General features: G+C 69.1%; 18 protein-coding genes. 11 read left to right on the top strand and 7 right to left on the bottom strand.

Features of this window, described 5'->3' with window-relative positions; all coding sequences use genetic code 11:
- Positions 1-15: 15 nt before the first annotated feature.
- Together EPO52_RS05040 and EPO52_RS05045 are read right to left on the bottom strand one after the other, a co-directional pair.
- On the bottom strand, positions 16-534 hold the full coding sequence (locus EPO52_RS05040; RefSeq protein ID WP_290802811.1) for a hypothetical protein: 519 nt from the start codon (positions 532-534) through the stop codon (positions 16-18).
- Complete coding sequence (locus EPO52_RS05045; RefSeq protein WP_290802814.1) at positions 531-1,004, bottom strand: hypothetical protein; 474 nt, start codon at positions 1,002-1,004, stop codon at positions 531-533. Before EPO52_RS05045 ends, EPO52_RS05040 begins: the two co-directional genes overlap by 4 nt.
- Positions 1,005-1,346: 342 nt before the next feature.
- Here EPO52_RS05045 and EPO52_RS05050 point away from each other — a divergent pair, with 342 nt between their 5' ends.
- Genes EPO52_RS05050 through EPO52_RS05080 form a run of 7 tightly spaced genes read left to right on the top strand, consistent with a single transcriptional unit; the run spans position 1,347 to position 9,397 of the window.
- Entirely contained in the window at positions 1,347-1,436 is a 90-nt protein-coding gene (locus EPO52_RS05050) for a potassium-transporting ATPase subunit F (protein WP_137836632.1), read from the top strand.
- A gap of 1 nt (position 1,437) precedes the next feature.
- The gene (gene kdpA / locus EPO52_RS05055; RefSeq protein ID WP_290802821.1) at positions 1,438-3,111 is read left to right on the top strand and encodes a potassium-transporting ATPase subunit KdpA; all 1,674 of its coding nucleotides are present in this window, start codon (positions 1,438-1,440) and stop codon (positions 3,109-3,111) included.
- Positions 3,111-5,270: a potassium-transporting ATPase subunit KdpB gene (kdpB, locus tag EPO52_RS05060; RefSeq protein ID WP_290802824.1), complete on the top strand. Its 2,160-nt coding sequence runs from the start codon at positions 3,111-3,113 to the stop codon at positions 5,268-5,270. The genes kdpA and kdpB overlap by 1 nt, the downstream gene beginning before the upstream one ends.
- A 34-nt stretch (positions 5,271-5,304) precedes the next feature.
- Positions 5,305-5,907 carry a potassium-transporting ATPase subunit KdpC gene (kdpC, locus tag EPO52_RS05065; protein ID WP_290802828.1) on the top strand — a complete coding sequence of 201 codons (603 nt, stop codon included), beginning with the start codon at positions 5,305-5,307 and terminating at the stop codon, positions 5,905-5,907.
- A gap of 35 nt (positions 5,908-5,942) precedes the next feature.
- Positions 5,943-8,480 (top strand): DUF4118 domain-containing protein, encoded by a 2,538-nt coding sequence (locus EPO52_RS05070; RefSeq protein ID WP_290802830.1) that lies wholly within the window; start codon positions 5,943-5,945, stop codon positions 8,478-8,480.
- On the top strand, positions 8,477-9,166 hold the full coding sequence (locus EPO52_RS05075; RefSeq protein WP_290802834.1) for a response regulator transcription factor: 690 nt from the start codon (positions 8,477-8,479) through the stop codon (positions 9,164-9,166). Before EPO52_RS05070 ends, EPO52_RS05075 begins: the two co-directional genes overlap by 4 nt.
- 27 nt (positions 9,167-9,193) lie before the next feature.
- Positions 9,194-9,397, top strand: coding sequence for a hypothetical protein (locus EPO52_RS05080; RefSeq protein ID WP_290802837.1), 204 nt, complete (start codon positions 9,194-9,196; stop codon positions 9,395-9,397).
- 74 nt (positions 9,398-9,471) lie between these two features.
- On the opposite strand, the gene EPO52_RS05085 is transcribed toward EPO52_RS05080, so the two are convergent.
- Positions 9,472-9,840: an ATP-dependent DNA ligase gene (locus EPO52_RS05085; protein WP_290802840.1), complete on the bottom strand. Its 369-nt coding sequence runs from the start codon at positions 9,838-9,840 to the stop codon at positions 9,472-9,474.
- A 98-nt stretch (positions 9,841-9,938) separates the two neighbouring features.
- Here EPO52_RS05085 and EPO52_RS05090 point away from each other — a divergent pair, with 98 nt between their 5' ends.
- The 3 genes from EPO52_RS05090 to EPO52_RS05100 all read left to right on the top strand — a co-directional run bounded on the left by EPO52_RS05090 (position 9,939) and on the right by EPO52_RS05100 (position 12,253).
- The gene (locus tag EPO52_RS05090; protein WP_290802843.1) at positions 9,939-11,072 is read left to right on the top strand and encodes an AI-2E family transporter; all 1,134 of its coding nucleotides are present in this window, start codon (positions 9,939-9,941) and stop codon (positions 11,070-11,072) included.
- A 100-nt stretch (positions 11,073-11,172) separates the two neighbouring features.
- Positions 11,173-11,658, top strand: coding sequence for a pyridoxamine 5'-phosphate oxidase family protein (locus EPO52_RS05095; protein ID WP_290802846.1), 486 nt, complete (start codon positions 11,173-11,175; stop codon positions 11,656-11,658).
- Positions 11,659-11,707: 49 nt separating this feature from the next.
- Positions 11,708-12,253 (top strand): DNA starvation/stationary phase protection protein, encoded by a 546-nt coding sequence (locus EPO52_RS05100; RefSeq protein WP_290802848.1) that lies wholly within the window; start codon positions 11,708-11,710, stop codon positions 12,251-12,253.
- Between the two features lie 116 nt (positions 12,254-12,369).
- On the opposite strand, the gene EPO52_RS05105 is transcribed toward EPO52_RS05100, so the two are convergent.
- Positions 12,370-12,906 carry a PaaI family thioesterase gene (locus EPO52_RS05105; protein WP_290802851.1) on the bottom strand — a complete coding sequence of 179 codons (537 nt, stop codon included), beginning with the start codon at positions 12,904-12,906 and terminating at the stop codon, positions 12,370-12,372.
- Positions 12,907-12,926: 20 nt separating this feature from the next.
- Complete coding sequence (locus EPO52_RS05110) at positions 12,927-14,423, bottom strand: PLP-dependent aminotransferase family protein (RefSeq protein WP_290802854.1); 1,497 nt, start codon at positions 14,421-14,423, stop codon at positions 12,927-12,929.
- A gap of 61 nt (positions 14,424-14,484) precedes the next feature.
- Between EPO52_RS05110 and EPO52_RS05115 the strand changes: the two genes are divergently transcribed.
- A complete protein-coding gene (locus EPO52_RS05115; RefSeq protein WP_290802857.1) occupies positions 14,485-15,216 on the top strand; it encodes a hypothetical protein in 732 nt (243 codons plus the stop codon).
- Here the strand turns inward: EPO52_RS05115 and EPO52_RS05120 are convergent.
- Together EPO52_RS05120 and EPO52_RS05125 are read right to left on the bottom strand one after the other, a co-directional pair.
- Positions 15,117-15,695, bottom strand: coding sequence for an HhH-GPD-type base excision DNA repair protein (locus EPO52_RS05120; RefSeq protein WP_290803070.1), 579 nt, complete (start codon positions 15,693-15,695; stop codon positions 15,117-15,119). The two genes, EPO52_RS05115 and EPO52_RS05120, sit on opposite strands and share 100 nt — an antisense overlap.
- A gap of 75 nt (positions 15,696-15,770) precedes the next feature.
- Positions 15,771-16,427: a TetR/AcrR family transcriptional regulator gene (locus EPO52_RS05125; protein WP_290802859.1), complete on the bottom strand. Its 657-nt coding sequence runs from the start codon at positions 16,425-16,427 to the stop codon at positions 15,771-15,773.
- Between the last annotated feature and the right edge of the window lie 2 nt (positions 16,428-16,429).

The raw sequence follows: 16,429 nt of genomic DNA on the forward strand, positions 1-16,429 counted from the left end.
CCGCTCCCTCGAGGTTCAGTACAGCCGCTCGTGGTGCCGGCTGCGGCGACGGATGTCGTGAAGCGCCACCGGCCGCACCACGACGAAGGCAAGGAGGTCGCCGGGTACCACGTCGCCGGGCAGCACGCTTCGCAGGTCACCAGAGCGCCGCGACGGCCGCACCACGAATGGGACCTCGGGGTGCGAGGATCGGCGGCCGATCATCCGGATCGAATCCGCGAGGGGTTCGCAGCCGTCGAGTTCCGCGTCGACCCACACCTCCCTGTCGGCGCCCCGCGAGGCCGGAACGACGGTCTCCACGGCCGTCACGATCACGGCGCAGTAGCGTTCTCCGAGCACCGACGACCATGACCCGCGGGCGGCTTCCGCCACGCGGGTGCACGGGGTGCCGGCCGCGCGAGCGAGCTGCGACATCGATTCGCCGGCCAGCACGATGTCTTCCCGGGTGAGGGCGGTGACCTCGGGCCAGAGCGCCAGGTCGGGATGCCCCACGTGGTGGCGGCGGTACCAGTTGAGCGTGTGGATCATGCTCATGGGCGAGCCCCCGTTCGCAGGGAGCGGCAGGTGATCGCTCCGCGGCAGGGGATGGCGACGAGGTCGCCGGCCACGACGTCGTCGGGGAGCGACACGCACGAAGCGCCGAGCTCGTACGAGCGGATGCGCCGCGTCGAGACGCGCCCGATCAGGCGGGCCTCGTCGAGATGCGCCTGCACCGTGCCGAGTGCGGCGTCGAGTTCGAGCACGCCGGCGCGCGGGACCGCCGTGACGCGGGCGACGATCACGGATGCCTGCTCGAGGCCGGAGGGCCGTCCGTGCGTCCCCGGGATCACGGCCGCCGCCACGTGCACGCACGGGGTGTCGCAGATCTCGACGAGTCTCAGCATCGACACTCCGGAGACGATGACGTCGCGGGTGGTCGGATGCGTCCACTCAGGCCACCGGTCGATGGCGAACGGATCGGGGATGCTGGCGCGGAGGGTGGGAAGGATGCTGGTGAGAGTCACGGGGGAAGGTCTACGCCGCCTCGAGCTCCTCGTGGCCGGTCCTAACGGGATACGAGCGGGAATGCCGTGAATCCTGACGCGGACCACTGCACGCGGCCCGTCGGGACGGTCACGGTGACAGGATTCCGTTTGCATTCCGATGGATCGCCCCGCGCGCCCGTCAGGAATCCGTTAGGACCCCGTGATGGGGCCGATCCGGCGAGCATGATCGTCCTCCGTACCCGTGCGCCCACCCTGGGCGCCTGTCGGATGGAGAAACACAGTGCTCGACGTCGTCTACATCGTCGCGATCCTCGCCGTCTTCGGCGTGGTCGCTTTCGTCGCCTGGGGGGTCGGGAAGCTGTGATCGTTCTCGAACTCGTCGCCGCGGTGCTGGGTGTGGCCGGAGTGGCCTACCTGATCGTCGCTCTCGTGAAGCCGGAGAAGTTCTGACATGGAAGCATGGCTTCTGATCGCCCAACTGGCGACCCTCGCGATCATCCTCGCGGTGATCTACCGTCCTCTGGGCGACTACATCGCCTACACCTTCACATCTTCCAAGGACCTGAAGGTCGAGCGCGGCCTCTACCGCGTCGTGGGCGTCGACCCCACCCGGGAGCAGACCTGGGGCGCCTACCTCCGTGGGGTGCTCGCCTTCTCGCTCATCGGGGTGCTGTTCGTCTACGCCCTGCAGCGGCTGCAGGAGGTGCTGCCCTACTCGCTGGGGCTGCCCGCCGTTCCTGAAGGCCTGTCGTTCAACACCGCGGTCTCGTTCGTGACGAACACGAACTGGCAGTCCTACTCACCCGAGGTGACCATGGGCTACACCGTGCAGATCGCGGGCCTCGCAGTGCAGAACTTCGTCTCGGCCGGTGTCGGCATCGCCGTCGCCGTGGCACTGATCCGAGGATTCTCGCGGCGCAGCACCGGCACGCTCGGCAACTTTTGGGTCGATCTCACCCGCGCCACCTTCCGGATCCTGCTCCCGCTCGCCGTGATCACGTCGATCGTCTTGATCGCGGGCGGCGTCATCCAGAACTTCTCCGGGTTCACCGAGGTCACCACCCTGACCGGCGGCACCGCCACGGTTCCGGGCGGGCCGGTGGCGTCGCAGGAGGCGATCAAGTTGCTCGGCACGAACGGAGGCGGCTTCTTCAATGTGAACTCCGCGCATCCGTTCGAGAACCCGACACCCTGGACGAACCTCTTCGAGATCGTGCTGATGCTCGCAATCCCGTTCTCGCTGCCCCGGGCGTTCGGGAAGATGGTCGGTGACAACCGCCAGGGCTACGCGATCCTCGCCGCGATGGGCACCCTGTTCGTGGTGTCGCTCGCCGCGCTCACCACGTTCGAGATCATGGGCTCCGGAACCGGCACACAGCTCGCCGGCGGCGCGATGGAGGGCAAGGAGCAGAGATTCGGCATCGCCGCGTCGACGCTGTTCGCCACGACCTCCACGATCACCTCGACGGGCGCCGTGAACTCGATGCACGACAGCTTCACGTCGCTCGGCGGCATGATGACGCTGTTCAACATGATGCTCGGCGAGATCGCCCCCGGTGGGGTCGGCTCGGGCCTCTACGGCATGTTGATCATCGCGATCATCACGGTGTTCATCGCCGGCCTGCTGGTGGGCCGCACCCCGGAGTACCTGGGCAAGAAGCTCGGCCCGCGCGAGATCAAGCTGGCGAGCCTCTACATCCTCACCACGCCCACGATCGTGCTCGTCGGAACCGCGCTCAGCTTCGCGATCCCCGCCATCCGTGAGGACGTCGAGGGAACGTCGATCTGGAACCCGGGCCTGCACGGCTTCACCGAGGTGCTCTACGCATTCACCTCGGCCAGCAACAACAATGGTTCGGCGTTCGCCGGGATCACGGCCAACACCCCGTGGTTCAACACCGCCCTCGGTGTGGCGATGCTGCTCGGCCGGTTCATCCCGATCGTGTTCGTGCTCGCACTGGCCGGCTCGCTGGCCGCGCAGGGCAAGGTGCCCGTCACCGCCGGGACGCTCCCCACTCACCGCCCGCAGTTCGTGGGCCTCCTCGTCGGCGTCGTGCTCATCGTCGTCGCTCTCACCTACTTCCCCGTGCTCGCACTCGGACCTCTCGCCGAAGGGCTTCAGTAATGTCCACCCTCACACCCACCAGCTCACCCGAGCCGTCGACCCGGCCCGCCGCCGCGGAACACTCGCCCGGCGCGCGCACCTTCAGCCTCGCCCAGCTGGCGAACGGCCTGCCGGGCGCCGTGCGCAAGCTCGACCCGCGCGAGATGTGGCACAACCCCGTCATGTTCCTCGTGGAGATCGGCGCCGCGCTCACCACGGTGATCGCGATCGCGCAGCCCTTCCTGCCCGCTGAGACAGGCCCGCAGGCCACCTCGCTCGCCTTCACCTGGTCGATCGCCGTGTGGCTGTGGCTCACCGTGCTCTTCGCGAACCTCGCGGAGTCCGTGGCCGAAGGCCGAGGCAAGGCTCAGGCCGCCACACTCCGAGCCACCCGCACCAGCACCATGGCCGCCCGGGTCGTGGACTACGACGCCACGACGGATGCCGCGGCCGATCGCGCCACCACCGAGCAGGTGGCCTCGGCCGACCTGCGCCTCGGAGACGTGGTCGTGGTGGTGGCGGGCGAGCTCGTCCCCGGCGACGGCGACATCATCGAGGGCATCGCCTCGATCGACGAGTCGGCCATCACGGGCGAATCCGCCCCGGTCGTGCGCGAGTCCGGCGGTGACCGGAGCGCGGTCACCGGCGGCACCCGGGTGCTGTCCGACCGCATCATCGTGAAGATCACGTCGAAGCCCGGCGAGACCTTCGTCGACCGCATGATCCGGCTCGTCGAGGGCGCGTCGAGGCAGAAGACGCCGAACGAGATCGCCCTCAACATCCTGCTCGCGAGCCTCTCGATCATCTTCCTGATCGTGGTGCTCACCCTGGGCCCGATCGCCGGGTACTCGGATGCGGCACCCTCGATCGCGGTGATGGTCGCCTTGCTGGTGTGCCTCATCCCCACCACCATCGGCGCCCTGCTCTCGGCCATCGGCATCGCGGGCATGGACCGGCTGGTACAGAGGAACGTGCTGGCCATGTCGGGCCGTGCGGTCGAGGCGGCCGGCGACGTCACCACACTCCTGATGGACAAGACCGGAACGATCACCTACGGCAACCGCCGCGCATCCGAGTTCCGCACCCTGACGGGTGTCGACACCCTCGCGCTGCGCGATGCGGCCGCCCTGTCGTCGCTCTCCGACCCCACTCCCGAGGGCAAGTCGATCGTCGATCTGGCGGAGGAGCAGGGCTTCCGCCGGCCTTCGTCGGTCGACGGAGAGATCGTGCCCTTCACCGCACAGACCCGCATGAGCGGCATCGATTTCGCCGACGGACGCCAGATCCGCAAGGGCGCCGGCTCGGCCGTCACGGCCTGGGCACGCGAGAGCGGCACGGCGGGCAGCTCGCTCTTCGACGAACTGCAGGAGCAGACCGACGCGATCGCCGAGCTGGGCGGCACCCCGCTCGTGGTGGCGACGCGCGACTCGGGGCAGCCTGCCCAGATCCTCGGTGTGGTCTACCTCAAGGACATCGTGAAGGAGGGCATGGCCTCCCGCTTCGCCGAGTTGCGCTCCATGGGCATCCGCACCGTGATGATCACGGGCGACAACCCGCTGACCGCGAAGGCCATCGCCGAGGAGGCCGGAGTCGACGACTACCTCGCCGAGGCCACTCCCGAAGACAAGCTCGCCTTGATCAGAAAGGAGCAGGAGGGCGGCCGCCTCGTGGCGATGACGGGCGACGGCACCAACGATGCCCCGGCTCTCGCGCAGGCGGATGTCGGCGTGGCCATGAACACGGGCACGAGCGCCGCGAAGGAGGCCGGCAACATGGTCGACCTCGACTCCGACCCCACGAAGCTCATCGACATCGTGGCGATCGGCAAGCAGCTGCTCATCACCCGCGGCGCCCTGACGACGTTCTCCATCGCCAACGACGTGGCGAAGTACTTCGCCATCATCCCCGCGATGTTCGCCGCGGTGTTCCCCGGGCTCGGACTGCTCAACATCATGGGGCTGCACTCGCCGGCCTCGGCGATCCTCTCGGCCGTGATCTTCAACGCGCTCGTGATCGTCGTGCTCATCCCGCTCGCCCTCCGCGGCGTGAAGTACCGGCCCATGTCGGCCTCGCGCATCCTCAACCGCAACATCCTCATCTACGGGTTGGGCGGGGTGATCGCGCCCTTCATCGGGATCAAGATCATCGACCTCGTCATCAGCCTCATCCCCGGCTTCTGAGCCGCGCACAGAAAAGAAGAGACAGGACATCGAAATGGCTACCAATCGCGGGTTCGCCCGCCCTTACTGGGTCGCGATCCGGTACATGATCGTCGCCACCGTCGTGCTCGGCATCGCCTATCCCGTCGCGATCCTGGGCATCGGACAGCTCGCGCTGCCCGCTCAGGCGAACGGCTCGATCGTGACCGTCGACGGCGCGCCCGTCGGCTCCTCGCTGATCGGCCAGTCGTTCACCGACGCCGACGGTGCCGCCCTGCCCGAGTGGTTCCAGTCGCGGCCCTCCGCGGCCGGCTACGACGGGGCCGCCTCGGTCGGGTCGAACTACGGCTCGGAGAACCCCGACTTCATCGCCGAGATCGAGGCCCGGAAGGCCGCGATCGCGGAGAGCGACGGGGTGGCCGAGGGCGACATCCCGGTGGATGCGCTCACCACCTCGGGCTCGGGGCTCGACCCCCACATCAGCCCCGAGTACGCCTACGAGCAGGTCTCCCGCATCGCGGATGCCCGTGGCCTCGACGAGGCATCCGTTCGCCAACTCGTCGACGCCTTCGTGCAGGGCCGCGACCTCGGCTACCTGGGTGAGCCCACCGTCAACGTGCTGCAGCTCAACGTGGCCCTCTCGCAGCTCGTCCGCTGAGCGGCGCACAGGGACAACAGCGATATGGTGCACCTGTGAAACAGGGCAGGCTGAGGGTCTTGCTCGGCGCCGCTCCCGGCGTCGGCAAGACCTACGCCATGCTCGAAGAGGGCCGCCGGCTGCGGGCCCAGGGCAAAGACGTGGTGGTGGCCGTGGTGGAGACCCACGGCCGCGCCGCCACGAAAGCCATGACGGCCGGCTTCGAGATCATCCCCCGTGCCCGCATCTCCCATCGCGGCGTCGAGCTCGAGGAGATGGATCTCGACGCCGTGCTGGCCCGGGCACCGGGGTACGCCCTGGTCGACGAGCTCGCCCACACGAACGCACCGGGACTCGCTCACGAGAAGCGGTGGCGCGACGTCGAGACGCTGCTCGATGCCGGTATCGACGTGATCTCCACGGTGAACATCCAGCACATCGAGTCGCTCAACGACGTGGTGCAGCAGATCACGGGCGTGCCGCAGCGGGAGACGATCCCGGATGCGGTGCTCCGCGAGGCAGACCAGATCGAGGTCGTCGACCTGGCCCCGCAGGCGCTGCGCGACCGGCTCTCCGAGGGCGTCGTGTATCCGGCGGCGCGCATCGACGCCGCCCTTTCGAACTACTTCCGCCTCGGCAACCTCACCGCGCTCCGCGAGCTCGCCCTGCTCTGGCTGGCCGACGAGGTCGACTCCTCGCTGCAGAAGTACCGCGCCGAGCACGGGATCGGCCAGAAGTGGGAGGCCCGCGAGCGCGTCGTGGTGGCCCTGACCGGCGGGCCCGAGGGCGAGACGCTCATCCGCCGCGGCTCACGCATCGCCGCCCGCTCCGCCGGCGGGCAGCTGCTCGCCGTGCACGTGACGAGCCAAGACGGGTTGCGCGACACGAACCCCGGTGCCCTGGCGGCTCAGCGAATGCTGGTGGAGTCGCTGGGCGGAAGCTTCCACCAGGTGGTCGGCAGCGACGTGCCCGAGGCGCTGGTGCAGTTCGCGCGGGCGTCCAACGCCACCCAGCTCGTGATCGGTGTGAGCCGCCGCAGCCGGCTGGCCGCCCTGCTCACCGGCCCCGGGATCGGGGCCACCGTCATCCGCGAGTCGGGCGACATCGACGTGCACATCGTGACGCACTCGGCTGCGGCCGGCAGCCGGATCTCGCTCCCGCGCTCCCGTGGTTCGCTGACGATCCGGCGCCGGGTCTACGGCTTCGTGCTGGCTCTCGTGGGCGGGCCCCTGCTCACCTGGTTGCTGGCGTCGATGCGCAACGACGACTCGATCACCTCCGATGTGCTGAGCTATCAGCTGCTCGTCGTGGTGGTGGCTCTCGTCGGCGGCATCTGGCCGGCGCTCTTCGCGGCGGTTCTGAGCGGCTTCACGCTCGACTTCTTCTTCGTCGACCCGCTCTACACCGTCACGGTCGACGAGCCGTTCCATCTGCTGGCCCTCATCCTCTACGTGGTGATCGCCGTGCTGGTCTCGATCGTGGTCGACCAGGCGGCGCGGCGCAGCAGGGCGGCCCGCCGGTCGGCCGCCGAATCCGAGCTCATCGCGAGCGTCGCGGGTGAGGTGCTGCGGGGCCAGGACGCCTTCCAGGCCTTCGTCAGCCGCACGCGCGAGGCGTTCGGGCTCACGGGCGTGCGCATCCTCGTCGGCGATCGCGTGCTCGCCGCCGATGGCGAGCCGGCCGGCACCGGGGTCGGCGACTCCGCCTCCGGGCGCGCGGGCGGTGCCGCATCCGGATCGGGTGACGACTCGGTCGATCGCGTACCCGTCAACGACGAGGCGGTGCTGGAGCTGCACGGCCGGGCACTGCAATCCTCCGACCGCAGGCTGCTCAGCGTGATCGTCGCCCAGCTCGCCTCCGCCCTGGCGAATGCCGACCTCGAGGAGACCGCGCGCGAGATGGCGCCCCTCGCCGCGGCCGACAAGGTGCGCAGCGCCCTGCTCGCCGCTGTCGGCCACGACCTCCGGAGGCCCTTGGCGGGCGCGACCGCGGCCGTGACCGGGCTGCGCACCTCGGGGGCATCGCTCTCCGACGACGACCGCGACGAGCTGCTCGACACCGCAGAGACGAGTCTGAAGTCGCTCACCGACCTGCTCACGAACCTGCTCGATGTGAGTCGCGTGCAGGCGGGAGTGCTCGCGGTGAACCTCCAACCCGTCGACCTGGTCGACCTCGTTCCCGCGACGCTCGACGAGCTGGAGGTGGGGCCGGCCGAGGTCGACCTCGACATCCCGACCGATCTCCCCGCGATCCAGGCCGACCCGGTGCTGCTGGAGCGTGTGCTGGCGAATCTGCTGTCGAACGCCATGAAGTACTCGCCCGCAGGCCGACGCGTGGTGATCGCCGCATCCGCCTTCCACGACGTGGTGCAGATCCGCGTGATCGATGCAGGCAAGGGCGTGCCGGAAGACCGCCGCGACGACATCTTCGTGCCGTTCCAGCGGCTCGGCGACACCGACAACACCACGGGTCTCGGGCTGGGACTCGCCCTGGCGAAGGGCTTCGTCGAGGGGATGAACGGCACCCTCGAGTTCGAGGAGACACCGCTCGGCGGCTCCACCATGGTGGTCACCCTCCAGGCGGTGACGTCGTGAGGATCCTGATCGCCGATGACGACCCCCAGATCCTCCGCGCCCTGCGCGTCACGCTCGGCGCTCAGGGGCACGAGATCCGCACCGCGGCCGACGGCAAGGAGACCATCGCGGCCGCGTCGGCGCATCCGCCCGACCTCCTCATCCTCGACCTCGGCATGCCGCGCCTCGATGGGCTCGACGTCATCCGCACGGTGCGTGCCTGGTCGCCGCTGCCGATCCTCGTCGTCTCCGGGCGCACCGATTCCGCCGACAAGGTCGATGCGCTCGACGCCGGGGCCGACGACTACGTCACCAAGCCGTTCGCGATCGACGAGCTGCTGGCCCGGGTGAGGGCGCTCACCCGCCGATCACCCGCCGCCGTGAGCCGGCCGGTGGTGACCATGAGCGGGGTGACGATCGACCTCGCCGCCCACGCGGTGACGCGCGACGGGCAGCGCACAGCCATCCGGTTGACGCCGACGGAGTGGAAGATCCTCGAACTGCTGGTGCGCAATCCGCGCCGGCTGCTCACCCACGCGCAGCTGTTCACCGAGATCTGGGGCACACCCGATGTGCACGAGACGGGGTACCTGCGGTTGTACATCGGGCAACTGCGCAAGAAGCTCGAACCCGACCCTGCGCATCCCGTGCACATCCTGACCGAAACGGGAATGGGGTACCGGTTCGAGCCGGACGCAGGTCTATGATTCGTGAGTCGAGTTCAAAGGAGAACCATGACTGAAACACTCGCACCGGCGCTCACCTGGCGCCAGAAGCAACAAGGGCTCTGGGTCGCCACCGCGGCCGATGCCCGGCCCGTCGGCATCGTCACCGAGAAGTGGGTGCACGGCTTCGTGGTCACCGGCCGAAGCGGCAAAGACCTCGGCACCCATCGCAGCCTCGACGAGGCGCAGGCCGCCCTCGAGGCGTCGCTCTGATCCAGTCGTGCCGTTAATGCGAGAGACCGAGGCGCCAGACGGCCTCGGTCTCTCGCATTTCCGCAGTTTCTCGATCAGCGCACGGTCGCGGGGCCGGACGCGCCGCCGTGACCGTTGCCGTTGCCGTTCGACGAGCCGTTGCCGCTGCCGGGCTCCTCGGTGAACTGCAGGCCACCGCTGCCGTTCGACGACGCAGTGAGGATGTCGAGCCACTCCCGGTTGATCGACGGCACCCGGCCGCCCGCGAACTTGAAGTAGAGCGGGATCGACGAGTCGAGCCAGATGCTCGAACGGCCGTCACCGATCGCGGGATCGTCTTTCCAGGAGAAGAAGAAGCTCTCCTTGCGGCGCAACTTCGCCGCGATGACGATCTGAAGATGCGTGAGGGTGCGGTCGTCGAATTCGATCTCGATCGTCGATGATCCGTACAGAAGTTTTCCCATGCGTGTTCCTCCGCCGCGGTGCTGATCAGTCCATTAACGCACGATGGGCGGGCGCGCGCGCGTCGGACTAGTGTTGCGGGAGTCGAGAGGGGTGTGCCGTGTTCAAGAAGAAGCCGCGTGATCCGGAGGCCGAGGTCATGCAGCCCGGCTCCGACCTCGCCGTCGCCGGAAACGAGAGCATTCCCTCGGTGCGCGTGAACGCGTTCCGCATCGGCCTCGTCGGCGGCCTCGGTGTGCTGCTGTCGCTCCTCATCGGCGGGGTGGTCACCCAGCTCAGCACCGTGCTCATCTACATCGGTGTCGCACTCTTCCTCGCTCTCGGACTCGACCCCCTCGTCTCCTGGCTGGAGCGGCGGATGCCGCGCGGCCTCGCCATCACCATCGTGTTCGCCGCCGTCATCGCGCTCTTCGGGGGCCTGCTGTTCGCGGTCATCCCGCTCATCGTCAACCAGGCCGCCAACTTCATCGACAAGGCACCTCAGTTCCTCACCGATCTGGCCAACAGCGACTTCGTCACCGGCCTCGAGTCGCAGCTGAGCGGCGTGATCGACATCAACCAGGCCGTGCAGGGCGCCACCGCCTTCGTGCAGGACCCGAACAACCTGCTCACCCTCGGCGGAGGCCTGCTCGCCGTGGGTACGGGCATCGCGAGCGGGGCCACCGGTGCCGTGATCGTGCTGATCCTCACCCTCTACTTCCTCGCGTCGCTGCGCAGCATGAAGCGCATCACCTACCGCTTCGTGCCGGCCAACAAGCGCGTCTCGTTCGCCGCCCTCACCGATGACGTCACGGGAGCCGTCGGGCGGTACGTCGTGGGCCAGATCGGGCTGGCGGCCATCAACGGCGTGCTGAGCCTCATCTTCCTCACCATCATCGGCGCCCCGCTGCCGGTGCTGTTCGCCTTCATAGCGTTCCTCGCCTCGCTCATCCCGCTGGTGGGCACGCTGAGCGGTGCGATCATCATCTCCCTCGTGTGCCTCTTCGCGTCGCCGCTCACCGCACTCGCCGCCGCGATCTACTACATCATCTACATGCAGGTCGAGGCCTACTTCCTCAGCCCGCGCATCATGAACCGCGCGGTGGCCGTGCCCGGCGCGATCGTCGTGATCGCGGCGGTGGCCGGAGGAACCCTCGGCTCGGTGCTCGGCGCACTGGTGGCCATCCCCGTCGCGGCCTCGGCGATCATCATCGTTCAGAAGGTCGTCTTCCCGAAGCAGGACGCCAAGGTCTGACCGAGCGCCTCGCGATCCGGGCCGAGCGGATGCCGTAGCCCTCCTGGGAGGGGGGTGGCAACCCCTGGCGGTTGTCGTGGGGCGGCGTAGGTTCGCGGACATGAGCACACATGACGACGACATCGAGACCATCGCGAAACTGATCAAGGCATCGAAGATCGCCCTCGTCACCACCCAGTCGGCGGCCGGGGCCCTGCACAGCCGCCCGATGGGCGTGCAGGAGGCCGAGTTCGACGGCGACCTCTGGTTCTTCACGCCGCATCCGAGTGAGAAGACCGACGAGATCGCGGCGCATCCGCTGGCCAACGCCTCGTTCGAGTCCGGCAAGGGCTACCTGTCGATCTCGGGCACCGCATCGGTGGTGAAAGACCAGGCGAAGATCGACGAGCTCTGGTCGAAGAGCGTCGAGGCGTGGTTCCCCGAGGGACGCGACGACCCGTCGGTCGCCCTCCTCAAGATCGAGGCGGACTCGGCCGAGTACTGGTCGATCGACGACCCCAAGCCGCTGCAGCTGCTGAAGATCGCGCGCGCGGCCGTGGGCGGCGGCGAGCCCGATCTCGGCGAGAACCGCACCGTCGACCTCTAGGTCGAAGCCAGCCAGCTTCTCTTCTCTCTCGAAAGCAAGGAATCACACCATGACGAACACCATCGAACGCCAGACCGAAGCGCCCGCCGACGGCGGTGCGCGCCCCACCAGACGACAGAACGCCGAGCGCGGGTTCAAGGCGTCCAAGCAGCTCACCGACAACCTGCAGAAGGTGCTGGTCGACCTCGTCGAACTGCACCTGCAGGGCAAGCAGGCGCACTGGAACGTGGTGGGCAAGAACTTCCGCGACCTCCATCTGCAGCTCGATGAGATCATCGACGACGCCCGCGAGTTCAGCGACGTCGTGGCCGAGCGCCTCCGCGCCCTGCACGCGGCTCCGGATGGCCGCAGCGACACCGTCGCCGCCACCACCACGCTGCCCGAGTATCCGAACGGTGAGATCGACACGGCGGAGACCGTCGACCTCATCACGGCGCGCCTCGAGGCGGTCGTGGGCACGATGCGCGAGGTTCACGACGAGGTCGACGATGCCGACCCGACGAGCGCCGACATCCTGCACGGCATCATCGAGAAGCTCGAGCAGTACGCCTGGATGGTGAGCGCGGAGAACCGCACCCCCGCGAAGAAGCGCTGACCTGCGTCGGGTTGCCCCATCCTGTGCGCTCGCCCATCGAGTTGCCACATGATGTGGCAACTCGACCGCTCGGGCAACGCTTTGTGGCAAGGCGATGGGTCGGGCTCCGTAATGCGTCAGGCGCCGGCCAGGGGGAACACGAGGAGCGAACTCGTGGCGGTGGCGATGAGAGCGCCGCTCGCATCCGTCACGCTCGCCTCGGCGAACGCCACGCGTCGGCCCGGCTTCACCACCGTGCCGGTGCAGGTCACGACTCCCGAGTCGTGCCGGAGCGGCCGGAGATAGCTCACCTTCAGTTCGATGGAGGTGTAGCCGACGCCGGCAGGCAGCGTGGACTGCACGGCGCATCCGGCCGCGGAATCGAGAAGAGTGCACACGAGGCCGCCGTGCACCATGCCGATGGGGTTGTAGTGCGACTCGTCCGGCAGGCAGGTGAACGTGGCGGTGCCCTCGCCGACCGACACGAGTTGCATGCCCACCAGCTCGCCGATGGGCGGCGGCGGGAGTTCCCCCGCGATCATGCGGCGCAGGTAGTCGATGCCGGAGAGGCCCGGCATCGCCGCGGCCCCGATGGCGGGGTCGTGCCACTCCACCAGCCTGCTGCGGTTCGCGGAGTCGTTCAGGGTCGTGTTCGCGTCGTCGTCGAGTGCCATGGCTTCACGCTACGCCCGCCTCACACCATGTCGGCGTAGAGCTCGTCGCTCGAGAGCAGCGGCCCGTTCGAGAGCGAGTGCCACGCTGCCGAGAGCGCCTTGACCCCGCGTTCGAGCTCGGCACGCGGATAGCCGATCGGAATGCGCAGGAAACGCTCGAATGCCCCATCGATGCCGAAGCGCGGCCCGGCCGTGATGAGCAGTCCCTGCGACCGCGCGGCAAGCGCGAGCTGGCTGCTGACGGGAGCCCCGAGGTTCACCCAGGTCGAGAGTCCGCCCTGCACGCGTGGCACCTGCCAGGTCGGGAAGTGCTCGGCCAGCATCCGGCCGAGTGCGTCGCGGCCCTCACCGAGCTGAGTCGAGCGCAGCTCGAGCACGGGGCCGAAGTCGCGCAGCAGCTCGGCGATGATGAGCTGCTCGAGAACGGGCGTGCCGAGGTCTCCGGAGAAGCGCGCGGCGGCCAGTTTGCGGATGATCGCGGGTTGCGCCCGCACCCAGCCCACCCGGATGCCCGCCCAGACCGTCTTGCCCACCGACCCCACGAGCACCGCCGCCTCCGCACTCGCCGCATCGCCGTAGGCGGCGAACGGGAGGTAGGAGCCCGGCCGGTCGATGTTCAGCTCGGCCGTGGTCTCGTCGACCACCACGAGCGAGCCCTGACGGGCGGCATCGTGCAGAACCTGGCTGCGGATCTCGGGCGCCATGGACTCGCCCGTCGGGTTGTGGAAGTCGGGCATGAGGTACGCGAGCGCCGGGCTCGTGCGGGCGAAGGCCTGGGCGAGCCCGGCGGCATCCCAGCCGTGGTCGGGGGCGATGGCATCCGTCTGTCCGGCTGCTCGACCGGTCGCCTCGGTGCTCGACGTCACCGTCACCGGCACGAGCCGCGCGCCCGCGGCCCGCAGCGCCTCATAGGCGTGCGGGTAGCTCGGCAGCTCGACCACCGCGCGGTCGCCTCGGCCGAGCAACGTGCGCGCGAGCAGGAAGATGGCGTGCTGGGCGCCGATGGTGATCATCACCTGCTCGACGCTGGTGGGGAGCCCGCGGGCGGTGTAGCGGTCGGCCACCGCCTCGCGCAGCACGCGGGAGCCGAAGGGGTCGATGCCGGTGCCGCCGAGTTCGACGGCGAAGTCGTCCAGCACCCGCTGGGTGGCACCCACGAGGCCGGGATACGCGGTGAGCGTCGCCTTGCTGAAGTCGATGAACTCGCCCGTGACGTCGTGGCCGCCGATGGGCGCACGGCCGGGCAGGCGGGTGACGCTGCCGGAGCCGCGCACGCTCACGGTGTAGCCGGCATCACGCAGTTCGCGGTAGGCGGCCGACACCATGGTGCGGCTCACGCCGAGGGTCTGGGCCAGGTCGCGCTCGGCGGGGAGCCGGGTGTCGGTGGCGATGCGGCCGTCGAGCACGAGCAGCCTGATGCGGTCGAAGAGGGCGAGATAGGAGGGCCCGGATGACGTCTGCCGCCAGTCTCCGAGCAGCGCGAGCAGGGCGCGGGTTCCGATGCGAGCGTCAGCCATGGATCCACTCTAGCGATATTGGCTTCTTGTTCAAGAGCCAATCAGGCAATTGGATTGACCCATGCTCACCCGCTTCCCCGCTCGTCTCGCCCGCCTCGTGGTCGGACTCTTCCTCTACGGCTTCGCCGAGGCCCTCATGATCCGTGCGGCGGTCGGCATCGACCCGTGGACCGTGTTCGCCCAGGGGCTCTCGCGCGTGACGGGGTTGAGCATCGGGGTGCTGACGATCGTGATCGGAGCACTGGTGCTCCTGGCGTGGATCCCGCTGCGGCAGAAGCCGGGGCTCGGCACGGTGCTGAACGTGCTGCTGCTCGGGCCGTTCATCGAGGTGGGCCTCTGGCTGCTGCCCTCCCCGGCCGGCACGCTGTGGCTGCAGATCGGCTTCTTCACAGTCGGGCTTCTACTGCTCGCCGTGGCGAGTGGCATCTACATCGGGGTGGCATTCGGGCCGGGGCCGCGCGACGGGTTGATGACGGGCATCCATTCGCGTCTGGGCTGGCCGATCTGGGCCGGGCGCACCGCCGTCGAGGGCACCGTTCTCGCCGCCGGGTGGGCGCTGGGCGGAGACGTGGGGTTCGGCACGCTCGCCTTCGCCCTGCTGATCGGCCCGCTGTGCGGCATCACGCTGCCGCTCTTCGCGGGCCGCTCCGCCCGCCCCGCGGGTTCGGCGGGGGCACGGCGGTCGCGGGGCGGCTACTTCGTGGCGGCCTTCGCCGCCTCCTTCGCCGCACGCTTCGTCTCCCGCACCCGGGTGAGCGAGGCCGCATCGACGATGTCGGCCACCGAACGGTAGGAGCCCTCGTCGCCGTAGGCTCCCGCGGCAGCGCGCCATCCGTCGGGCTGAACACCGTACTGCTTGCCGAGCAGGGCCACGAAGATCTTCGCCTTCTGCTCGCCGAATCCGGGCAACGCCTTGAGGCGCTTCAGCAGGTCGGCGCCATCGGGTTCGCCCGTGGTCCAGAGAGCGGATGCGTCGCCGCCCCAGTCGTCGACGAGCGCCGCGCAGAGCGCCTGCACGCGACCCGCCATCGATCCCGGGTAGCGGTGCACGGCCGGCGTCTCGCGGAACACGGCCTCCAGCGCCTCTGGATCGTAGGCGGCGAGAGTGGCCGCATCGAACGGCCCCTCGATGCGCGCCGCGATCTTCGCCGGGCCCTCGAAGGCCGTCTCCATCGCCACCTGCTGGTCGAGCAGCATGCCGACGAGCAGCGCGAGAGGGTCGGTGGAGAGGAGGGTATCGGCGGTCGCATCCCCCGTGATGTGCAGCTGAATGGTCATGGCCCTATTCTCGCTCTCTCCTCCGCATCGGCCCAGCAGAGGGAAGCATCGGAGCAGGTCGCACCCAGGTCAGGCGGCGTAAGCGCGGTGGAAGGCGCGGGCACCCGCTCGGGCGCGCTCGGCGATCTCGGGGGCTGAAGGGAGTTCGGCGTCCTCCGCGCTGAAGAAGAGGGCGCGGTCGAGTCGGGCGCCCAGCACGAGGAAGGCGAACTGCTCCGCGGCGATCGGCACGAGCTCCTCGGGGATGTTCAGTTCGCCGCTCTCCCGGTGACGGCGCAGCACCTGTTCGAGCGCGGTCATGACCGCCTGCGGTGCCCGCTCGTAGTACTCGGCGGCGAGTTCCGGAAAGCGCTCGGCCTCACCGATCAGCAGACGGCGCAGACGGATGACGCGCGGATCGAGCACCGCGCGCGCATGGGCGACCGCGAGTTCCTCGAGCACCTCGGCGATCGGCCGGCCCGGTCCCCCGCCATCCGCCGGCGCGAGTGAGGCGGCCGCGAGGCTCGCCGTGAAGCGCTCCGCGGTACGGAACGACTCCGCCACCACCGCCCGGAACACCTCCTCCTTGCTCTCGAAGAGGTTGTAGATCGTCCGCTTCGAGACACCCGCCTCTGCGGCGATGCCGTCGACGCTGCCGTTCGAGTAGCCGTGTTCGAGGAAGTGCGCCATGGCGGCCGTCATGATCAGCGCGCGCGACCGGGCGGGCCGCGGATCAGTGTGCTGCATGT

The sequence above is a fragment of the Herbiconiux sp. genome, assembly GCF_004297105.1.
Classification (GTDB): domain Bacteria; phylum Actinomycetota; class Actinomycetes; order Actinomycetales; family Microbacteriaceae; genus Herbiconiux.